16 protein-coding genes and 1 pseudogene are annotated in these 18,697 nt (G+C 46.0%); 13 read left to right on the forward strand and 4 right to left on the reverse strand.

Annotated features, from left to right (window positions below; genetic code table 11):
• Nucleotides 1–24 precede the first annotated feature (24 nt).
• From HMPREF0868_RS01780 to HMPREF0868_RS01795, 4 genes are read left to right on the forward strand one after another with little or no spacing between them, the layout of a single operon-like run.
• Complete coding sequence (locus HMPREF0868_RS01780) at nt 25–750, forward strand: YebC/PmpR family DNA-binding transcriptional regulator (RefSeq protein ID WP_012993000.1); 726 nt, start codon at nt 25–27, stop codon at nt 748–750.
• 42 nt (nt 751–792) lie between these two features.
• The gene (locus HMPREF0868_RS01785) at nt 793–2,010 is read left to right on the forward strand and encodes a hypothetical protein (RefSeq protein WP_012993001.1); all 1,218 of its coding nucleotides are present in this window, start codon (nt 793–795) and stop codon (nt 2,008–2,010) included.
• Nucleotides 2,003–2,401 (forward strand): hypothetical protein, encoded by a 399-nt coding sequence (locus HMPREF0868_RS01790; RefSeq protein WP_012993002.1) that lies wholly within the window; start codon nt 2,003–2,005, stop codon nt 2,399–2,401. Before HMPREF0868_RS01785 ends, HMPREF0868_RS01790 begins: the two co-directional genes overlap by 8 nt.
• Complete coding sequence (locus HMPREF0868_RS01795) at nt 2,371–2,745, forward strand: hypothetical protein (RefSeq protein WP_156026583.1); 375 nt, start codon at nt 2,371–2,373, stop codon at nt 2,743–2,745. The genes HMPREF0868_RS01790 and HMPREF0868_RS01795 overlap by 31 nt, the downstream gene beginning before the upstream one ends.
• A 41-nt stretch (nt 2,746–2,786) precedes the next feature.
• Here the strand turns inward: HMPREF0868_RS01795 and HMPREF0868_RS07785 are convergent, their stop codons facing one another.
• Genes HMPREF0868_RS07785 through trxA form a run of 3 tightly spaced genes read right to left on the reverse strand, consistent with a single transcriptional unit; the run spans nt 2,787 to nt 4,630 of the window.
• Nucleotides 2,787–3,632: a cytochrome c biogenesis CcdA family protein gene (locus HMPREF0868_RS07785; RefSeq protein ID WP_012993004.1), complete on the reverse strand. Its 846-nt coding sequence runs from the start codon at nt 3,630–3,632 to the stop codon at nt 2,787–2,789.
• A complete protein-coding gene (locus HMPREF0868_RS07790) occupies nt 3,632–4,255 on the reverse strand; it encodes a TlpA family protein disulfide reductase (RefSeq protein WP_012993005.1) in 624 nt (207 codons plus the stop codon). The genes HMPREF0868_RS07785 and HMPREF0868_RS07790 overlap by 1 nt, the downstream gene beginning before the upstream one ends.
• A 60-nt stretch (nt 4,256–4,315) precedes the next feature.
• Entirely contained in the window at nt 4,316–4,630 is a 315-nt protein-coding gene (gene trxA / locus HMPREF0868_RS01815; protein ID WP_012993006.1) for a thioredoxin, read from the reverse strand.
• A 269-nt stretch (nt 4,631–4,899) separates the two neighbouring features.
• On the opposite strand from trxA, the gene HMPREF0868_RS01820 reads away from it, so the two are divergent.
• Together HMPREF0868_RS01820 and HMPREF0868_RS01825 are read left to right on the forward strand one after the other, a co-directional pair.
• Complete coding sequence (locus tag HMPREF0868_RS01820; protein ID WP_012993007.1) at nt 4,900–5,382, forward strand: hypothetical protein; 483 nt, start codon at nt 4,900–4,902, stop codon at nt 5,380–5,382.
• Between the two features lie 6 nt (nt 5,383–5,388).
• Nucleotides 5,389–6,912 (forward strand): tripartite tricarboxylate transporter permease, encoded by a 1,524-nt coding sequence (locus HMPREF0868_RS01825; protein WP_012993008.1) that lies wholly within the window; start codon nt 5,389–5,391, stop codon nt 6,910–6,912.
• Between the two features lie 43 nt (nt 6,913–6,955).
• On the opposite strand, the gene HMPREF0868_RS08620 is transcribed toward HMPREF0868_RS01825, so the two are convergent.
• On the reverse strand, nt 6,956–7,897 hold the full coding sequence (locus HMPREF0868_RS08620; RefSeq protein WP_012993009.1) for a M15 family metallopeptidase: 942 nt from the start codon (nt 7,895–7,897) through the stop codon (nt 6,956–6,958).
• 221 nt (nt 7,898–8,118) lie between these two features.
• Between HMPREF0868_RS08620 and HMPREF0868_RS01835 the strand changes: the two genes are divergently transcribed.
• The 7 genes and pseudogenes from HMPREF0868_RS01835 to recJ all read left to right on the forward strand — a co-directional run bounded on the left by HMPREF0868_RS01835 (nt 8,119) and on the right by recJ (nt 18,696).
• Nucleotides 8,119–10,035 carry a LysM peptidoglycan-binding domain-containing protein gene (locus tag HMPREF0868_RS01835; protein WP_012993010.1) on the forward strand — a complete coding sequence of 639 codons (1,917 nt, stop codon included), beginning with the start codon at nt 8,119–8,121 and terminating at the stop codon, nt 10,033–10,035.
• 112 nt (nt 10,036–10,147) lie between these two features.
• Nucleotides 10,148–12,808 carry an alanine--tRNA ligase gene (gene alaS / locus HMPREF0868_RS01840; RefSeq protein WP_012993011.1) on the forward strand — a complete coding sequence of 887 codons (2,661 nt, stop codon included), beginning with the start codon at nt 10,148–10,150 and terminating at the stop codon, nt 12,806–12,808.
• A gap of 146 nt (nt 12,809–12,954) precedes the next feature.
• A pseudogene (locus HMPREF0868_RS01845) lies at nt 12,955–14,105 on the forward strand (RNA-guided endonuclease InsQ/TnpB family protein).
• A 193-nt stretch (nt 14,106–14,298) separates the two neighbouring features.
• The gene (locus tag HMPREF0868_RS01850; RefSeq protein ID WP_012993014.1) at nt 14,299–14,640 is read left to right on the forward strand and encodes an HIT domain-containing protein; all 342 of its coding nucleotides are present in this window, start codon (nt 14,299–14,301) and stop codon (nt 14,638–14,640) included.
• A 30-nt stretch (nt 14,641–14,670) separates the two neighbouring features.
• The gene (locus HMPREF0868_RS01855; protein ID WP_012993015.1) at nt 14,671–15,918 is read left to right on the forward strand and encodes a C1 family peptidase; all 1,248 of its coding nucleotides are present in this window, start codon (nt 14,671–14,673) and stop codon (nt 15,916–15,918) included.
• Between the two features lie 266 nt (nt 15,919–16,184).
• On the forward strand, nt 16,185–16,358 hold the full coding sequence (gene rpsU / locus HMPREF0868_RS01860; RefSeq protein ID WP_012993016.1) for a 30S ribosomal protein S21: 174 nt from the start codon (nt 16,185–16,187) through the stop codon (nt 16,356–16,358).
• 181 nt (nt 16,359–16,539) lie between these two features.
• Entirely contained in the window at nt 16,540–18,696 is a 2,157-nt protein-coding gene (gene recJ / locus HMPREF0868_RS01865) for a single-stranded-DNA-specific exonuclease RecJ (RefSeq protein WP_012993017.1), read from the forward strand.
• The last annotated feature ends 1 nt before the right edge of the window (nt 18,697 follow it).

The following is an 18,697-nucleotide window of genomic DNA, read 5'->3' on the forward strand; positions in this document are numbered from 1 at the left end:
GTTCGTATCTTTAAGGAGGAAATTATGTCAGGCCATTCTAAGTGGAATAATATTAAGAGAAAAAAGGGCGCAGCCGATGCCCAAAAAGGTGCACTGTTTACTAAAATAGGGCGCGAAATACAAGTCGCCGTTAAATCCGGAGGGCCTGATCCGAATTCCAACAGCAAGTTAAAAGATATTATCGCCAAAGCAAAGATGAACAATATGCCGAATGATAATATTCAACGCAGTATTAATAAGGCGGCAGGCATAGGTTCCGACACCAATTATGAGGAAATTTCCTATGAGGGCTATGGACCGGCTGGAGTTGCCGTAATTGTGGAAGCCTTGACTGACAATCGTAACCGTACCGCCGCAGATGTGCGCCATTTGTTCGACAAATTCGGCGGCAATATGGGAACCACCGGTTGCGTGTCATTTATGTTCAATAAAAAAGGCGAAATAATTATTTCGCGTGAAGAATACCCGGATGAAGAGGCTGTTTTGGAAAAAGCTTTGGAAGCCGGGGCGGCAGATTTTGTCCCGGAAGATGATGTCTATGTTGTTTATACGGCCCCGGAGGATTACGATGCGGTAATGGCCGATTTGCAGGCAGCTGGAATTGAGTTTGAGGATGCTAATTTAGGCCCGGTTGCTGATACCAAGGTTACCGTAGATGATCCGGAGGTCGCTGAACAACTTGAGAAATTGATTGAAGGCCTGGAAGAACACGACGACGTAATGGCTGTGTATCATAACTGGGATAACTGATATTGTTTTACCGTGTGAACGAAGCGACATAACGGATACTATATGGGGTTGCGAATTGATAATTGGCGAAAATTATGGTTTAGCAGACAGGCAGACGGCAAAACTGACGACAAGGAGGCTCTGTCAAGCCTGCAAAATGCCTTAAGCACGACCGAACCTGAGAAATCGGATGTGCCGACTGAGCCCAATTCGGAAAAAAACAATCTCTTTGCATCGCTCAAGCTGGATCCGCCAAAAAACAGCCAGAATCCAAGCCTTACCCCGATTGAACGGTGGGCCAATATTATTAACCAACGACATAATTTGTCTGCAGAGCGGTTGCGTGAACAGGTTACTTCTCTGCTGGCTTCGATAAAGGTTGTGGCATTTGTCGGCCCGTCCGGAACTGGTAAGTCAACTCGTGCGATAGAAGTGGCCAATCAGAATAACATCGATTATTTTATTGACGATGGGTTGCTCATCCATGGCAGCAGAATTTTGTGCGGCACATCCGCTAAAAGAGCGCTCACCCGTTTGCAATCGGTAAGACAGGCGATTTTTTTAGATCAAACTCAGGCGGAAAACATGCGCCGAGCCTTGGCTCAGCACAATCCGCCTGTTTTAATGATTCTCGGGACTTCGGACGCGATGCTTGATAAAATTTGTACCAACCTTTGGCTCAACAAACCGTCCAGGTACATAAGAATTGAAGATTTTACCACGGCAGAGGAACGTTATCAGGCTAAACAGACGCGTTTGCGGGCCGGGCAGCACACCATTCCGGTTCCCAGCATGGAAATAAAGCACGAGTTCAACGGCTATTTTTCGGCTTCGCTGAACAAAATAAAACGGCGCTGGGACCGTGGCCGAGACGGCGGGCGTGAATTGCTCCCGATGATGGAAGAAAACGCAAAAACTGTGGTGCGGCCTACCTTTTCTGGGTTGGGATCATATTCGATTTCAGATGAAGCTATTCATTCTATGGCCATGATTATTTTGCGCAAGGTGGCCGGTGTCGCGGAGGTTTCTGCTTTTCACCTGCAGAAGGAACCCTATGGTATTGTCTTGAAATTGGAGATTTCTTTGCAATACGGTTATAACGCCCAAAATACCATGCGCGAAATTCAAGTGATTTTGGCTTCTGAAATAGAAAAATTGACCTCAATAAATGTTATGACCGTGCATGTTAAGGCGACAAGAGTGGTAAAACCAAAGAAAACATATATAACTGCGCCAAGGGACGACGGCAGCAAACTTAAAGAGGAACGCTATAATGCTTAATATCCAATCCGTTCGTAAGCTGATTGTGGACATAACCTTTTTTCGCAAGGGAACAACGCAGGTTGAGTTCAATTTTGTCGACGATTTGATTATTTGGCAGGAAAGTACGCGCTGGACGCGTAATTTTACTAGGTCGTTTAACAGGGCTGAGCAAGAACGGATTAAAAATGCTCTCTGTGAGGCTGATTTGACGAAATGGCACAATTTTTATCCATCTCAGTCGATAGTGGAAGGGCCGGGGGAATACAATAGACTTTGGCATTTGAGCTTGACAGAAGGGGACGGAACGACTTTCGTCGCTGCCGGTAAGGACAGTTTCCCACGTGGCTTTGAATTGTTGTCCACGATCATCGGGGATTTGTGCCATCAGCTGTTCACGGTTATGGACTGATGCGAATCATTACGGTTAATATTAAGCAGACTTTGCCGACAGTGTCCAAAGCGATGTTGATCTTGCAGGGCGAACTTTCATCGGCGCGGCGGCTGGGCGTGCAGGTGATCAAAATTGTGCATGGCTACGGCTCGACCGGCAATGGAGGTGGCATAAAAAAAGCTACTCACGCATTTCTTATGGCAGCTGTCAAAAATGGCCGAATCAAAGGATGGTGCGCGGGGGAAAATTTTTCCTCCGGCACGATTGATGGGCAAAAACTACTCAGAATATATCCGGAGCTGAAAAAAGATAGCGACTATGGACGTCAAAATGATGGCGTTTCCATAGTCGTTTTGCGTTGAACTGGTGAATAGATGTTTTTTATAAAAGCACATCAATAAAACTAGGGGTTAAACCAGCCGAGATAGGTGTTAAAAACGCCCAGCCACATGCTGAAACCGATGATGACTAATAGTATTCCGGCTATGACTTGGATCTTATTCAGATTACGCCGAATGAATTGCAAGGCGGTCTTTAATTTTTGTAAAAATATCGCGAATAGCAAAAAAGGCAAGCCCAAGCCAAGCGAGAACACCGCCAGCATAAACCCGCCCTGCCACGCTGTAGAACTGTTGGCACTGAGAGCTAAGGCTGAGGCTAACCAGGTGAATAGGCAAGGCGTCCAGCCGGCACAGAAAGCGAATCCAAAAACGAAACTGCTGAAAAAATGCAGTTCGCCGTTCGCCGCTTTGCGACTGACGGTTTGCCGAAAACTTGCGCCCGTTTTCGTCTCGCTTGCTGCGGTTCCGGCAGCTAACTGAGCTGATGCGACGGACGGAGCGGCTGTGCCGTCAGCATCGGCCGCTGCCAAATTATTTTGTTGCCTGGGCCGCCGCCAAGCATTGCCCAGGAAAGTTTTCAAAGATTCGGATATTTTTTGCCGCGCCTCCAATATTTTGACATTGTTTTGTCCTAAATAGTACAAGCCGAGTAAAATAATAAAGATTCCACCGACCTGAGTTAAGCTACCGCGATGCGACTGTAAGGCTCGTCCGAGCGCGGTAGATGTCGCCCCCAAAGCAATGAAAATAGTTGAAAATCCGGCGATGAACCCCAAAGTATTGATGACAGTCTGTTTAGTTCCGGAAAGACCGTCTCCAGCCAAATAGGCGAGATAAATCGGCAATAGGGGCAAAATGCAGGGCGACACAAAGGATAAAACTCCTTCAATAAATAAAAGCGGATACATTACTTGGCCAATTCTCCTTCAATAATTTTTTCGAGCAGATCACCCGGCATAGCTCCCACGTGAACATAATACGGCTTGGTTTGTTCGGTGTAAGGTGCAATTGAAATCAAGCGTCCATCTTTATTGAAAATTAAGGTTACCGGCAGCCCGGGCAATCCAATAGAATTAAACATTTGCCCTTGCAAGTCAAAAAAGAGGGGCAACCCGAAACCTTTGGCCTTCATGTAATTTTTGGCCTTTTCGACAGTTTCCCGCTGTCCATCAACCACCGCCACTGGCAGGAACTGAACTTGACTGTTACTTTTGTATTTTTCGTACAGCTTATTGAAATCGGGCATTTCCGCATCGCAGACAGAGCACCATGAGGCCCAAAAATTGAGTATGACCACTTTGCCCTTATATTCCGACAAATGTTTTACTGTATTTTCTACATCGCTGAAAAACATGTCTGGCGGATCGAGTGGTTTTCCGGCAGCGGCATCAGCTTGCATGGCTGCTTCCGATGAACCGGGAGCGGCGGCGCTCGGCGGAGTTACCGTATTGTTGCGATAATAGTAGTATCCGGAGCCGAAAATAAATAAAATGAAAATCACGAGAATCAGGTATTTTATTTGTCTACGCATAACAATCCTTTATAAAAATTTAGCCGGCAAAATGTTGCCGGCTGTCGGTATCAGGCAAAATTATAGAGCTGCTTCAATTGCATTAACCAAAGCATCTGCTTGTTGTAAACCGATTTTTTTGAAAACAGGTTGGCCAGCTTTGAAAAAAATCATGGTAGGGACCGACATAATGCCGAATTTTACAGCCAATTCGTTAGCTTGATCAATATCGATTTTTACCACGTTGGCTTTGCCTTCAACTCTGGCGGCAACTTTTTCAAGAATGGGGGCTAGCATTTTGCAGGGACCGCACCATTCTGCATAAAAATCAACCAATACCGGCAATTTTGAATTAAGAACTTCGGTTTCAAATTCGTCTTGTTTTAAAATTCTCATAATTATCTCCTTAAGCTATGATAAGGATATTTATTTTATATCCAATACTGTCTATTATAATTGTTTGCTAAATGAAAAAAAGTCTTATTGTTACAGAAACGGTTATTTTAACGCTAAATTTACAAATCTATGGCGGGCTATATTGAACCTTGTGGCAGACACGGAAACCGTTCCTTGTTATACTGAAAGTGATTTAAACAGCTGCTCGTTTTCAAGTGGCGGGGATATAATCATATAATCAGCCGAAAATAATCTGCGGGAGGAAGGCCGTGCGTAGTAGTGATTTAACGGTAGGATGCATTTTTTTGGTCGCTTGCTGTGGTTTAGGCGCGTTCGCTTCCGTTACGCAATCTGACGGCCGCTCCTATTTTATTGCGTTGGTCGTCGTCTTGCTGGCGGCTGACCTTTTCATGCTAGGCCGTGGCTTGGTGCGTCTGTTGATCACACGAAAATTTTATAATGAGTGTTTCGACTTATGGAACGGTTTTCAGTTAAAGCAGTTTGTTTTTTTACTAGGTTCAAGTGTCTTGTATCCGTTCGGTGCCTATTTGTTCGGATTTTATTTGGCCGGACTTGTGTATGCCTTCGCCGTGATCCATCATTTTAAAGGTGTGGCCAAGTGGGAGCGCGGGACATTGATTTTACTTCTACCGGTAATATATTTGATTACTACCGCTTTGAACAGGCCTTTGCCGGCCGGAGAAATAACCGGTTATTTGTTTAAGTGTGTAGAGCGGCAATTCGGAGGTTGACGAACGGTGACGGAGTTTTTCGGGGAGGCTTTGGCGCGATTGTTTTTGCCGGTAAATCTGGCGGCAATGTTTTTGGGAACCGGTGGAGGTATTTTTATTGGAGCCCAGCCGGATCTTTCGCCGTCAATTTGCATGGCGTTGTTGCTGCCGGTTGTCATCAGCTTGCCACCTGAGACCGGTCTGATTGTGTTGGCGGCTGTGTATTTTGGCTCGGTTTTCGGTGGCTCCGTCTCGGCCATTATTTGCCGTATCCCCGGGGTCCAAGCTTCAGGAATAACTGTATTGGACGGCTATCAGATGGCGGTAAAAGGACGGGCGGTACAAGCTGTTGCGGTCGCTTGCATGGCTTCCACCGTCGGCGGATTGCTGAGCATCATTGCGGTCTGGTTCAGTGTTGAAAAAATTGCGATGGCTGAAACTTATTTCCGCGGCGCGGATGAGTTTTGGCTACTGATCATGGCTATTGTATCGGTCGCATCCATAAGTTCGCGCAGTGCCATTCGCGGTTTTATGGCCGGGATTGCCGGTGCCGCTTTGGCTGCCATCGGCCAAGATCCGCTCACAGAAATGCCGCGCCTGCCGTTCTTGGCGGATGTGTTTCCGAGCGGTTTCCCGTTGAGCGTAATTGTCATAGGTGTATTCGGGCTTGCTCCCGTGCTAAGTATGGGTGAACAAAAATTTCACCGCCGCGCCAAGCCTTATCCGCTTGTCGGCAAAAAATGCCCACCACGTGGGGAGTTGGCTAACTTATCGATCACGGTAATTTATGCCTGGATAAGTGGATTTCTGGTGGGGATTCTTCCGGGAACCGGAGCCAGTGTCGGCGCCCGGCTGGCTTATCGTAATGCGCGCGACCGTTCCGCCGATAAGCATATGTTTGGTAGGGGTTCCGCCGAGGGTGTAGCGGCAGCTGAAGCCGGCAACAATGCGGCGACCGGTGGAGCTTTGATTCCTACGTTGGCGTTTGGCATACCGGGTGATGCCGCAACTGCTGTCTTATTGGCAGGGGTTCATCTTATGAGGTTGCCTTTAGGCCACCGTTTATTTAATGAGCACGGTCAACTGGCCTATACGTTTCTGCTCGGCGGCGCGGCCGTACATTTTTGCATGCTGTTGTTGGGGCTGACAGCGTACCGGTTTTTTGCACTTGGAATAAAAATTCCCGAAAGAGTGATAATTCCGCTGCTTACGGTGGCCGCCGTCATAGGTTGCTACATGGTTAATGAACGTTTCGCTGACGTTATGCTGCTGCCGGCATTTGCCTTAGTCGGATTTTTCATGCGTAAATTTTCACTCAAACCGGCTGCGTTTTTAACCGGTTTTTTATTGGGCCCGGCAGCGGAGGTGGCTTGGCGTAACACTGTGGTGCCGCCACATGTCAGTACTGCCTGGAGCGTACTTACCCGGACGTCGATGTCCCGCGTCTTCATTTTAGTCAGCTTGAGTTTTCTGATTGTTCCGGTGTTTTTTGATCATTTCCGAGACAAAATGAGTAGCAAAGTAGGAGCGTTCAGCAACCAGAACAAGTGACTCGGCACGGCCGATTCGGCCAACTCAGCTTAAGCCGATTAAGTCAATTAACCTGGGCAGGATCAGCCGAAACTGCCGGCGCATCCGGGATTTCTGATTCCGGAGCACCAGGTGCTGGAGCTGGCTCGGAGTGGAGATATTCTTCCAAGGTCAAGGTGTTTTCCGGGCCGAAATCAGCCGCTTTTTCAACGCCGATGTAGCGAAAATGCCACGGCTCATACGTGTAGCCGGTGATGGGTTCTTTCCCTTTAGGAAAACGGATGATAAAGCCGAATTTATAGGCGTTTTTATGCAACCAAATTCCGGCCGGCGTCTGGTCAAAATCGTAAGACAGGCCGCTACCGTTATCAATATCCACTGCCAAACCTGTTTGGTGCTCACTTGCACCGGGTGGGGCCGAATATCTGTTGGCACCGGCTATCCCGTTCGGGTCGGTGCGGGCGTATTGCTGGTAGATGGCCGCCTGAGTGGCAAAATCTCGATAGCCACTGCGAAAATAAAACTGAATTCCGTCTTGCATAGCGGCCGTATGCATTTCCTCATAGGCTTTTTTCGCTTGCGGCTGCAAAATTACCCCACCGGCCGAATCGATGGCTGGAACATAGTCCCAATTTACCGGATGCTTGCGGTTTACCAACACTGTACCGTCTATTGTATAGGGCACGCCCAAGTCATCTCTTCCATCTGCGGCGGTTATTTCCGGCCAATTGGCGCGCGGTGGTTTGCTAACCACGGTTGTTTGAGGCTTACTTTCTTCGCTTGCTTGAGGCTTATTTTCTTCGCTTGCTACGGCTATAGCAGGAGTTTCTGTCGAAACTGTATTTGAATCAGAGGTAAAAATGTGCCGTGCAGTTTTTTGCGTTGGCTCTTTTTTGGCGTGAGAAGTTTTATCCAAAGAAAAATAACAGGTCGCTACGAGTAAAGCAGTTACTACAAAGCCTAAAAATATAATCAAAGCATTACCGCGTCCGTTAGATCGTTTCAATTTTCAGGGCCCCCCATCGGATGTCAATAAAAATATTGTTTTATAAAATAGTGTTTTTTAATGCAATCAAAGTATGCTGATGGTATTATAGCAAATTAACCTCGTCTTATGGTATAGTAGAGTAAACTTATGATCGGCGAACGGTGCCTATTGGCTATACATAACGTGTCATGATATAATCAATAAATAATATATGCGTGTTTAACTTCAGGAGGAAGAACATGGCTAAATCTACAAGATTTGCAACTACGGTGGTCACACGGAATTTGTTGACTCCACAAGGTTGCGATGGTTTTTACTTAGACGGCCGGGCTTCAGGTTCACGCGAAGCTCGTGGTGGTGACACTACTTTGGATCGCGAAGACAGAGGCTTTTTCTATGCGCTTTACAGTAATATGGGCGCGGATTATAAACAGACAGCCGTTCGCAACAAAAAATATTTAGACAAAATATTTGAAGACATGAAGGTGGTCAATCGGTACAACATTGATTATGAAATTAATGAATTGGCTGATTGCGCGGTTAATATTTCGGGGCGGCTTACTTTAGGCGACGCACAGCAAATGCAACCGTATTTTACTGGAATTGTCGTTAAAGACGGCGAGCTAGCGGCTATAACTTCCGGCCGAGGCTGTGCCTACCTTTACCGCAATGATTTGCTTTATCCGCTGACGAAAGACGAATACCCGCTTTCTACGGTCGACCTGCAAGGAAATCAGGTTAATAACCTGGATTTGTATTGTGCAGGATTGGCCGGAACGATAAGATATTCTAATATTGCCCAGCTGCAGCCGGATGACTGTTTCTTCCTTTGCAATAAAGAAGTTATGGAAACTGTAGGTCACCACAATATTTTGCGGATTATGGACGAAGCGTCCGATCAGCAGGATGCCGCTTATAGAATAATTGATGAAATGGCACGCCAGAATCCGGGGGCCACAGCGCAGGTTATGATTGGTTTCGTAGAAAATATAACCACGTTGGATAAGGCCGGCCTCAAGAGTTTAACCGGACGGATGGGCTGGGAACAAAAGGCCATGAATACCCCGATTCGTTTTGATGATGCCAACACTCCCCACGTGACAGCTGGAAATACGGCAGCCGGAACCGCCGCTTCTATGGCGGCAGGTGCTGCAGCCGGTGCTGTAGCCGGTGGAATTGCCGCCGGCAGTGGGGTCTCTGCCCAACAACCTACATCCACGTACCCGTCTCAAGACGATTATGCCCAAACCAATAGGATCCCCGGCACCGGCAATTTTGCTGAGCCTAATCCAATACAACCGGCTGCGGGAGTCGCCAACGGTATGCCTGCCAATAATGCCTTCGGTGAAAATGGTAACGCAGCGTACAGCGATGCAGGATACACTCAGCTGAACAGTGGCGTGTCACAACAAGGCTATCAAGATCAGACGCCTAATATTTACGCGCAACAGAATATGCAGAACATGCAGAACATGCAGAACTATAATCAACAGAATTATCCCAATCAAAATCAACCTTACAGTGATCCATACACTGATTACAACAAAGACAGGTTGCTGCGCGATTTGGATGAAGACGAAGGCATGACAACCGGCAAGAAAGTCGTCATAGGTGTTATGTTGGCACTTATTCTGGCTCTGGCCCTGGTTTTGGCATACATGTTGTTTGCCGACAAACTGTTTGGCGGTAAACCGGCCGTTACGGCCCGTCCCACAATTACTGGGGTTCCCGAAGCTATCCGTCCGACCCGCGAAGGCGATGACGAACTATTCCCTGAATCTACCAAACGTGATGCGGAATCAACCGAACAAGATCTTTCGGAGCCGAGCGAAAGCGAGCCTCGTATAAGCGAGCCAACATCCGATGACAACAATTCGGATAGCAGTTCGACGAATAGCGGTTCGACGAGTAGTAGTTCGAATAAACCACGCCACTCAAAGGCTGATTCTTCCAACAAACGTTCAACTGGTTCCGGACACAAATATACCGTTAAGTCGGGCGATACCCTTTGGTCAATCGCCAACGCTAACAGGGGTACGGCAGATATCAATGACTACATGCAAAAGATTATTGAATCTAATCCCGATGCCGCTACGGCAGACAAGACCAACTTGAATCTTTACCCCGATATGGAAATTGTCATACCGGCACCATAAACTCGGATTTACCGAAGTTTCCCCCGAACGGTTTATGCCGCCAACGGCGTGAGCGGCTCGGGGTTTTACTTGTTAAAATTTACTGAATATAACGATGGGAGGAAAATAATATATGGAGAAACTTGGACTGAATGAAATACGGGAAAAGTATCTGTCTTTCTTTGAGTCTAAAGGACATCTGCGGCTGCCGAGCTTTTCTTTGGTGCCACAAAAAGATCCGTCGATTTTGCTGATAAACGCGGGAATGACCCCGCTGAAACCGTATTTTATTGGAACGGAGGTCCCTCCGTGCAAACGGGTAACAACTTGTCAAAAATGCATACGTACCCCTGATATTGAACGTGTTGGTTATACATCACGCCACGGAACGTTTTTTGAGATGCTCGGAAATTTCAGCTTTGGCGATTACTTCAAAGCTGAGGCGATAAGCTGGGCTTGGGAATTTATAACGGAAGTTTTGAAATTGCCCGAAGAACGTCTTTATATCACGGTATACAAAGATGATGATGAGGCTTATGACTATTGGCATCAAAAAATAGGTGTTGCTGAGAACAAAATTTATCGCTTGGGTAAAGAAGACAATTTCTGGGAACACGGCACCGGACCTTGCGGCCCTTGTTCTGAAATTCACTTCGACCGTGGACCGAATGTCGGATGCGGCCGCCCCGATTGCCATGTGGGCTGCGATTGTGATCGCTTCGTTGAATTTTGGAATCTCGTCTTTTCACAATTCGATCGCCAAGAAGATGGGACTTACCTGCCGATGGTCCATAAAAATATCGACACCGGTGGTGGGCTGGAAAGATTTGCCTGCATAATGCAGGGCGTGGACAACCTGTTTGAGGTCGATACCGTAAGGCGAATTTTGGATGCGGTATGTAAAATTGCTAAAGTGCACTATGGTAATGATCATATGGCCGATGTCGCGATAAGAGTTATTACCGATCATATTCGCAGTACGACTATGATGATCAGTGACGGAGTTTTGCCATCTAATGAGGGCAGAGGTTATGTTCTGCGGCGGTTGCTGCGTCGGGCGGCACGTTACGGACGCTTACTTGGGATCGACGGCCTCTTTTTGCATGACTTACTACCGGTGGTTGTGCAAGAGTCCTGTGGAGCTTATCCGGAGTTAAAGGAACGTGAAGATTACATTTTGCGGGTTATTGAAACCGAAGAAAAGCGTTTTGATAAAACTGTAAAACAGGGTTCTCAATTACTCGACGGATATATAAACGAAGCCAAAAAGGCTGGTTCCGGAGAATTGTCGGGCGATGTCGTCTTCAAACTGCATGATACGTACGGTTTCCCGCTTGACTTAACCAGAGAAATTGCGGCTGAACAAGGGATCAGCGTAGATGAGGCTGGCTTTAAGAAGAATATGCAACGGCAAAAAGATGAGGCCAGAGCAGCTTTAAAAGCTAAGGGCGGTTCGGCTTGGGCGGCAGGCTGTCTGCCGGCGGAGGTTGAACACAAAAATCCCACACAGTTTGTGGGCTATTCCGAATTTTCAGCTAAAGGAAAACTACTTTATATCATCAGCAGTGATGAGGCCGGCGAGCCGATACTCTTGCCGATGGCCGGGGTAGATGCTGATGTTATTTTGATAACCGACCGTACGCCGTTTTACGCTACCGGCGGCGGGCAAGTCGGCGATATAGGCACAATTACTGGTGAACATGGCTTGAAAGTTGAAGTGAAGGATACCACAAAGACGGCGGAAGGTATTTTCTTGCACCATTGTCATGTGATTGCCGGCAGTTTGGAACCAGGAATGGAACTGGATCTTGCGGTAAATCGACCGGTGCGTATGGATATTATGCGCAACCATTCGGCGACTCACTTACTGCACAAAGCATTGCGTACTGTTTTGGGGACGCACGTTACTCAAGCCGGATCATTGGTAAATGCTGAACATTTGCGTTTCGATTTCCACCATATGAAGCCGTGTACCGCGGAAGAATTACGCCAAATTGAAGCTGAAGTCAATCGTGCTATTTTGGCCAATTATCAATCCGTTACGGAGGTTATGCCGATGGCGGAGGCAAAGAAGAAGGGTGCGATGGCTCTGTTCGACGAAAAGTACGGTGATATGGTCCGGGTCGTTTCTATGGGTGACTATAGCGTTGAATTCTGCGGCGGAACGCATTTGTCAGAAACTTCTCAGGTCGGTATTTTTCACATCGTTTCTGAAGGTTCGGTGGCGTCCGGAATTCGTCGTATCGAGGCGATAACCGGTTCAGCTGCTTTGCGTTGGTTGCAGGATTTGCAAAAAACAACAGCGGAAGCTGCTGACATGCTGAAAATAAAGGTGGCTGATTTACCGGAGCGCATAGCGCAACTGCAAAATGACTTGAAGGCGGAAACCAAAAAATTCCAGGCCTTGCAAAGTGAATTGGCCAAGGCTCAGGCAGCAGAATTGAAGAATAAAGCGCGAGAGGCTGCCGGAATCAATTATTTGGCGGCGGCAGTGAGCGTTGACGGTGTCGATGACTTGCGCGCCATGGCGGAGAGTCTGCGTTCACAGCTGGCTCCAGCAGCCGTGGTACTAGGGGCTGAGATTAATGGCAAACTGAACTTCGTGGCGATGGCATCGCCGGAAGCCGTCAAAAAAGGCGTGAAAGCTGGTAACCTAGTTAAAGCTGCGGCAAGTATAAGTGGTGGCGGCGGTGGCGGTCGGCCGGATATGGCGCAAGCTGGAGGCAAAGATGTGGCTAAACTACCTGAAGCCTTGGCAGCGGCCGAACAAGAGATTATTAATTATTTGAGCTAATAAATAAATACGTGCGGACGTAACTCTGCACGTATTTTTCCAAGGAGGAAACTTTAAGTAATCAAAATCATTGCCAATAGTGATTAAACGCATTAAAATATATTCACAATAGAGAGGGGATTCTGAAAGCAAAGGGGATTAGGAAATTGCTAAAGAGCTTCAAAACGGAAATAAATCCTACAGTTGAGCAAAAAATCAAGATTAACAAGACTATCGGCACTTGTAGATATGTTTACAACTTCTATCTTGATCACAACAAAGATTTATACGATACGGTGAAAGGTTTATGACCGGCAAGAGCTTTAGCGTATGGCTCAACAATGAGTACATTCCTAATAACCCTGAAAAAGTATGGATTAAAGAAGCGTATTCAAAAGCTGTAAAAAAGTCTATTGAAGATGGATATACTGCATTTACAAGATTTTTTAAGCATCAAAGTGCTTTTCCTAACTTCAAGAAGAAAGGTAAATCTGATGTAAAAATGTATTTTGTAAAGAATAATCCTAAAGATTGTAGATGCGAGAGACATAGGTTGAACATACCCACTTTAGGCTGGGTACGCATTAAAGAAAAAGGCTATATACCAACAACTAAAGACGGATGGAAAATCAAAAGCGGTACACTATCCATCAAAGCAGGCAAATATTATGTGTCAGTTCTTGTGGAAATTCCCGACGCTAAGATTGCTAATAATAGCAATGACGGTATAGGAATTGACCTAGGCTTGAAAGACTTGGCGGTTGTTTCCAATGGCAAGACCTATAAAAATATCAACAAGTCGGCAAGAGTTAAAAAATTGGAAAAGAAATTGCGCAGAGAACAAAGATGTCTCTCACGCAAGTATGAGAATATAAAGGAAGGAGAGTCCACTCAAAAGAATATACAAAAGCAAAAGCTCAAAGTGCAAAGACTTCATCATAAGATAGATAATATCCGTACTGACTATATCAATAAATCAATAGCCAAGATAGTGAAAACCAAGCCATCTTATATAACTATTGAAGATTTGAATGTATCAGGAATGATGAAGAACAGGCATCTATCAAAAGCCGTTGCATCACAAAAGTTCTATGAATTTAGAACTAAGCTTAAAGCTAAGTGTGATGAAAATGGTATTGAATTAAGAGTCGTAGACAGATGGTATCCATCATCCAAAATATGTCACTGCTGTGGTGCTATCAAGAAAGATTTGAAGCTTTCAGATAGAATATACCGTTGCGATTGTGGCTATATCGAGGATAGGGATTTGAATGCTGCACTTAATCTAAGAGATGCTTCAACTTACGAAATTGCATAATGAAAGCAAACGTAAGTATGTACTGCGGGCTATCGCAGGAATTTACGACTGTGGAGTGTACAAGAACTTGTGAGTAGCGAATTGTTTACAATCGCCAAAGCATACACATTGAAGCAGTAAGAAGTATCCGCAAGGACTTCAATTTCTCGATGCGTTTGAGTATATTTCAACACATTTTGAGTGGCAGATCGACATGGACGATTGTATTTTTTGTCAAATTACTGCTGGAAAATTTGGCACCGAGATGATGTACGAAGATGATTGCTTGGCCGTCTTTAAGGATCTGCATCCACAGGCCAGGATTCATTGGCTGATTGTTCCCAAAAAGCATTATAAGGACATTGTTGCTTTGAGTCATGATACAGAGGGGCAGCAAATTTTTGCGCATCTGTTAAATGTTTTGCCTAAGATCGCTGCTTTGGCCGGAATTGATACTACTGGTTTCAGGTTAGTTAATAACTGCGGATCGGATGCTGGACAGACCGTTGGACATGTGCATTTCCATTTGCTAGGTGGAGAAGTATTACCGTTTTAATGCGGATTTAGGATATATATGGAGGTATTTATGAATTTAACCAAAGATTTATTGCAGAAGTTTGCCGATGCTTACGCCAAAGACAAAAATAACGGCGTAATTGCGGCCGCGATTTCCAATGTTGGGGTCAAAGAGGCCAGCCGCAACCGATTGGCAGCCAACAATCATAGCTTCATTTTTAGCGATGAAATCGATCACAAAAATATAACTAACCAAAAAAAGAGCGGGCGTTGTTGGATGTTCGCAGCCCTTAATATGGCTCGGCCGAAAATTATGGAAGATCTTAAGCTTGAGGAATTCGAATTTTCTCAAACATATCTGTACTTTTTTGACAATATGGAAAAAACCAATGTCTTCCTTGATAAAATTATGGCGACCAAAAATTTGGACATCAACAGCAGGGAAGTTATTCGTGCCCTGGAATTTCAGACCAGTGACGGCGGCTATTTTGAATGGTTCAAAACGCTGGCCGATAAATACGGTCTTGTCCCGAAAAGCGTAATGGGGGAAAGCTTTAGCTCGCAAAATTCGGCTGACATGTTTGACCGCATTCATGAAGTAATCAAAAAGTACGCGATGGATATACGTCGTACCGCCGATGCCGACTGCGAAGCAATTAAAGTTGAGTGCTTAAGTAAAGTTTACAACATATTGGCGAAATGTTTGGGTGAGCCGGTACAAAAGTTTGATTTTGAGTACGTGGATAAGGATAAAAAATACCATTTGGATCGTGATTTAACCCCTCAATTGTTCTATAAAAAGTATTTGGGCGATTTCTATGAGGGCATGGTCAGACTGATCAATGACCCGCGTGAGCGAAATCCCTACGGTCGTGTATACATTAATCCGAGCACCAAAAACGTACTGGAAAGTGACGGTTTGGCAGGCCTTAATGTTCCGATTGACGCGATGAAAGCGGCAATGATACGTTCAATAAAAGATAAACGAACAGCCTGGTTCGCTTGTGATGTAGGCAAAATGAGCGATCGTCAGGCAGGAATTTTGGACGGAAGCATATTCAACTTTGAGCAAACCCTTGTCCCGGTAGGTGAGTTCACGAAAGCCGACCGTTTGGATTCGCGTCAGGCAGTTGCCAATCATGCGATGAACATTACCGGAGTAAATTTGCGCGATGAGAAGCCGGTTATGTGGAAGGTGGAAAATTCATGGGGAGATGAACCAGGCAAAAAAGGTGTTTTCTCCATGTCGGACACATGGTTCAGTGAATATGTTTTTGAAATGATCGTAAACAAAAATATGTTGATGCCGAATATTTAAAGGGGCTGGAGCAAGCACCGATAATTTATGATGATTTCGATGCGTTCGTCGAGCTTATTAATTGGTAATCCGGTCAAGTGCGTATGCGCTGAACTCTGCATTCTTCGTTCCTCACGGGGCGGTTCGTACTCACAATACTTGCGGATCAGGTCGTTTGCCGCTGCTTTGATTGCATAATCTCTGCAGGTTGACGGAAACATTATAAAAGTGATAAAATAATTAAAGACTTTTTCCGGTATATACCGGTCACCGAGAGGGGGGAAAACATGTCGGAAGTTCGCGTAAAAGAGAATGAATCCCTTGACAGTGCGTTGCGCCGTTTCAAACGTTCATGCGCAAGGTCCGGTGTACTTGCTGAAGTTCGTAAAAGAGAACATTACGAAAAGCCCAGCGTACGTAGAAAGAAAAAATCTGAAGCTGCCAGAAAGCGTAAGCATTAATTGATTACCGGCAGTGCTGAAGATAACAACCGAGTCCGTGCCATCTGGCACGGACTTTTCTATATGACGTGTTTAATACAAGATCCCGGTGAATATGGATTCCGGTGACCTGATTTAGGAAATTTGCCGGAAAATTAAATACGATTTGATTTGGAAAGTTACGGGGACGCAACATAAGGCAATGAATTTACTGAAACACAAATGGACAGAAGCTCCGCAATTACCTTTACCGACTGAAGCGACGAAGACGGTTGCCGCTCCATTAGGCTTAAGCGAGATAATAAAAGCTTCACGCATGGCTGAAACCGCGGCACAAGCTGAGACGACGCCCGTTGACTTGGGTGAGGAATGGCACAGTCCCTTTTTGTTTAATGATATGGAGAAAGCCGTGCATACCGTTGCCGACGTCATCGCCAGGCATGGCATAGTTATGATTCATGGCGATTATGATGCGGACGGATTGACGGCCACTGCTGTTTTATACCGCTATTTAAGCCAATTCGGTTTGGAAATATATACTTACATACCTGACCGTTTGGAAGAAGGCTACGGCTTGGCTGCTGGCGGTGTAAAAAGTGCTTTAGAACATAAGGTGGATTTAGTCATAACCGTAGACTGCGGTATCGTCTCGCATGATGAGATTGCTGAACTTTCGGCGGCAGGTATTTTGACTGTTGTTACTGACCACCATAATTGTCGTCCTACATTGCCGGCTGCCGATGCCTGTCTCAACCCTAAATGGCCGGGGGAAAGTTACCCGTTCCCTTATTTGGCCGGTGCCGGGGTGGCATTAAAACTTGTGCAAGGTATGAGCGAATTTTTCCATCAACCGGAGGATGTATGGCGAGATTTAACCGATTTTGCCATGATCGGTACCGTAGCTGATGTAATGCCGTTGGTGGGGGAAAATGTCGCTATAGTTAAGGAGGGTCTGTCACGACTTAACAATCGAGCCCGTGCCGCCTGGCAAATTTTGCTCAATTTACCGACTGATGAAACAATTACCGCGACAACGATCGGCTTTAGGTTGGCTCCATTGATAAATGCTGCCGGCCGAATGGGGTGTGTAAGCCCGGCTCTGCAAATCATGCTGACCGACGAGGCCGATATTGCCGGGGAAATGGCACAAAAACTACAGTCGTTGAATGAAAAAAGGCGGGAGCTTACGCAAGCTGTATGGACGGAAGTAGAGCGTCAAATCTGTGAAAATCCGCTTTTCTTGGCGGCACCTATACTATTTGTTGCCGGAGAAAATTGGCACACCGGTATATTGGGCATATTGGCAGCCAAAGCGGCAGCTGAGTTTAATCGCCCGACATTTGTTTTGAATCGTGAAGTTGATGCTGACGGTAAGGTTTTGTACCGCGGTTCCGGCCGGACATACGGCACAATTGATCTAGTTGCGACGTTGAATACCTTAGCCCCGCTTTTAGAAGCATACGGCGGGCATCGGCAAGCGGCAGGCGTTACCGTTACGGCAGCGGCGTTGGCAGAAATACAGGCATTATTGGCCGGAAAGCAACAAGCTGCGTTTACTTGCACGGAATTGGCCGGATTGCCGGAATTATGTGAAAGAACACCACTTCCTTGCGATTTAGAAGTAGATTTATCTGTTTGTAATGTGACAAATTGGCAAGAACTTCAGAATTTACAACCGTTCGGCGAAAGTAATCCCGAGCCAGTTTTAGCTTGGCAAGGATGCACCGTATTACAGCTGCGAAAGATAGGAAAGCAAAAACAGCACTTACAGCTGCTTTTACAGGATAAAGCCGGCCGACGGATCAAAGGCATATTTTTTGGTGGCGGCTATTGGGCGGATGCGATAACAGCACCGGTCAAACTGGATTTGCTGGGCGTTTTACAAATTAATACTTGGCAAGGCCTGACCGAGGCCCAACTGCGGGTTGTTGACATTCATCTATGCCTTGAGTCGCTTGAAAAGGCAAACTTAGCTGTTGCGTCGGAAATTTGTGCGTCCTCTGAACCTGCCGTTTCGGATGAAACAGGCTATTTACCGCGCCGGATCAGCGAGAATCCGCAAGCTCAAAAACAGTTTTTGGCAGAAGTGTACCGTTTTCTGCAACGAGTTTTGGACCAGACGTGGCAATTGGTTGACCCGGCTTGGCTGGCGGACGTCTGGAGTTGGCACTTCAAATTTAAATTTGCCGGCGAACTGGTAGAAAAAATACTTACACTTTTCGCTGAATCAGGTATACTGGAATGTAAATCGTGGTCGGCAAAGAATGAACATTTATATTTAATTGGCTTGCGACAACCGCATAATAAAGTTAAGCTTTCCGATCTTGACGCTTATCATAAACTGATGCATAGGTGGTGAG

It is taken from the genome of Mageeibacillus indolicus UPII9-5, assembly GCF_000025225.2.
Lineage (GTDB): Bacteria > Bacillota > Clostridia > Saccharofermentanales > Fastidiosipilaceae > Mageeibacillus > Mageeibacillus indolicus.

Coding starts and splice junctions, on each gene's coding strand:
- HMPREF0868_RS07785 (WP_012993004.1), bottom strand. CDS start 3,632: ATGTATCCGCTTTTATTTATTGAAGGAGTTTTATCCTTTGTGTCGCCC.
- rpsU (WP_012993016.1), top strand. CDS start 16,185: ATGTCGGAAGTTCGCGTAAAAGAGAATGAATCCCTTGACAGTGCGTTG.
- HMPREF0868_RS01835 (WP_012993010.1), top strand. CDS start 8,119: ATGGCTAAATCTACAAGATTTGCAACTACGGTGGTCACACGGAATTTG.
- recJ (WP_012993017.1), top strand. CDS start 16,540: ATGAATTTACTGAAACACAAATGGACAGAAGCTCCGCAATTACCTTTA.
- trxA (WP_012993006.1), bottom strand. CDS start 4,630: ATGAGAATTTTAAAACAAGACGAATTTGAAACCGAAGTTCTTAATTCA.
- alaS (WP_012993011.1), top strand. CDS start 10,148: ATGGAGAAACTTGGACTGAATGAAATACGGGAAAAGTATCTGTCTTTC.
- HMPREF0868_RS01855 (WP_012993015.1), top strand. CDS start 14,671: ATGAATTTAACCAAAGATTTATTGCAGAAGTTTGCCGATGCTTACGCC.
- HMPREF0868_RS01780 (WP_012993000.1), top strand. CDS start 25: ATGTCAGGCCATTCTAAGTGGAATAATATTAAGAGAAAAAAGGGCGCA.
- HMPREF0868_RS01785 (WP_012993001.1), top strand. CDS start 793: ATGGGGTTGCGAATTGATAATTGGCGAAAATTATGGTTTAGCAGACAG.
- HMPREF0868_RS01790 (WP_012993002.1), top strand. CDS start 2,003: ATGCTTAATATCCAATCCGTTCGTAAGCTGATTGTGGACATAACCTTT.
- HMPREF0868_RS07790 (WP_012993005.1), bottom strand. CDS start 4,255: ATGCGTAGACAAATAAAATACCTGATTCTCGTGATTTTCATTTTATTT.
- HMPREF0868_RS01850 (WP_012993014.1), top strand. CDS start 14,299: ATGGACGATTGTATTTTTTGTCAAATTACTGCTGGAAAATTTGGCACC.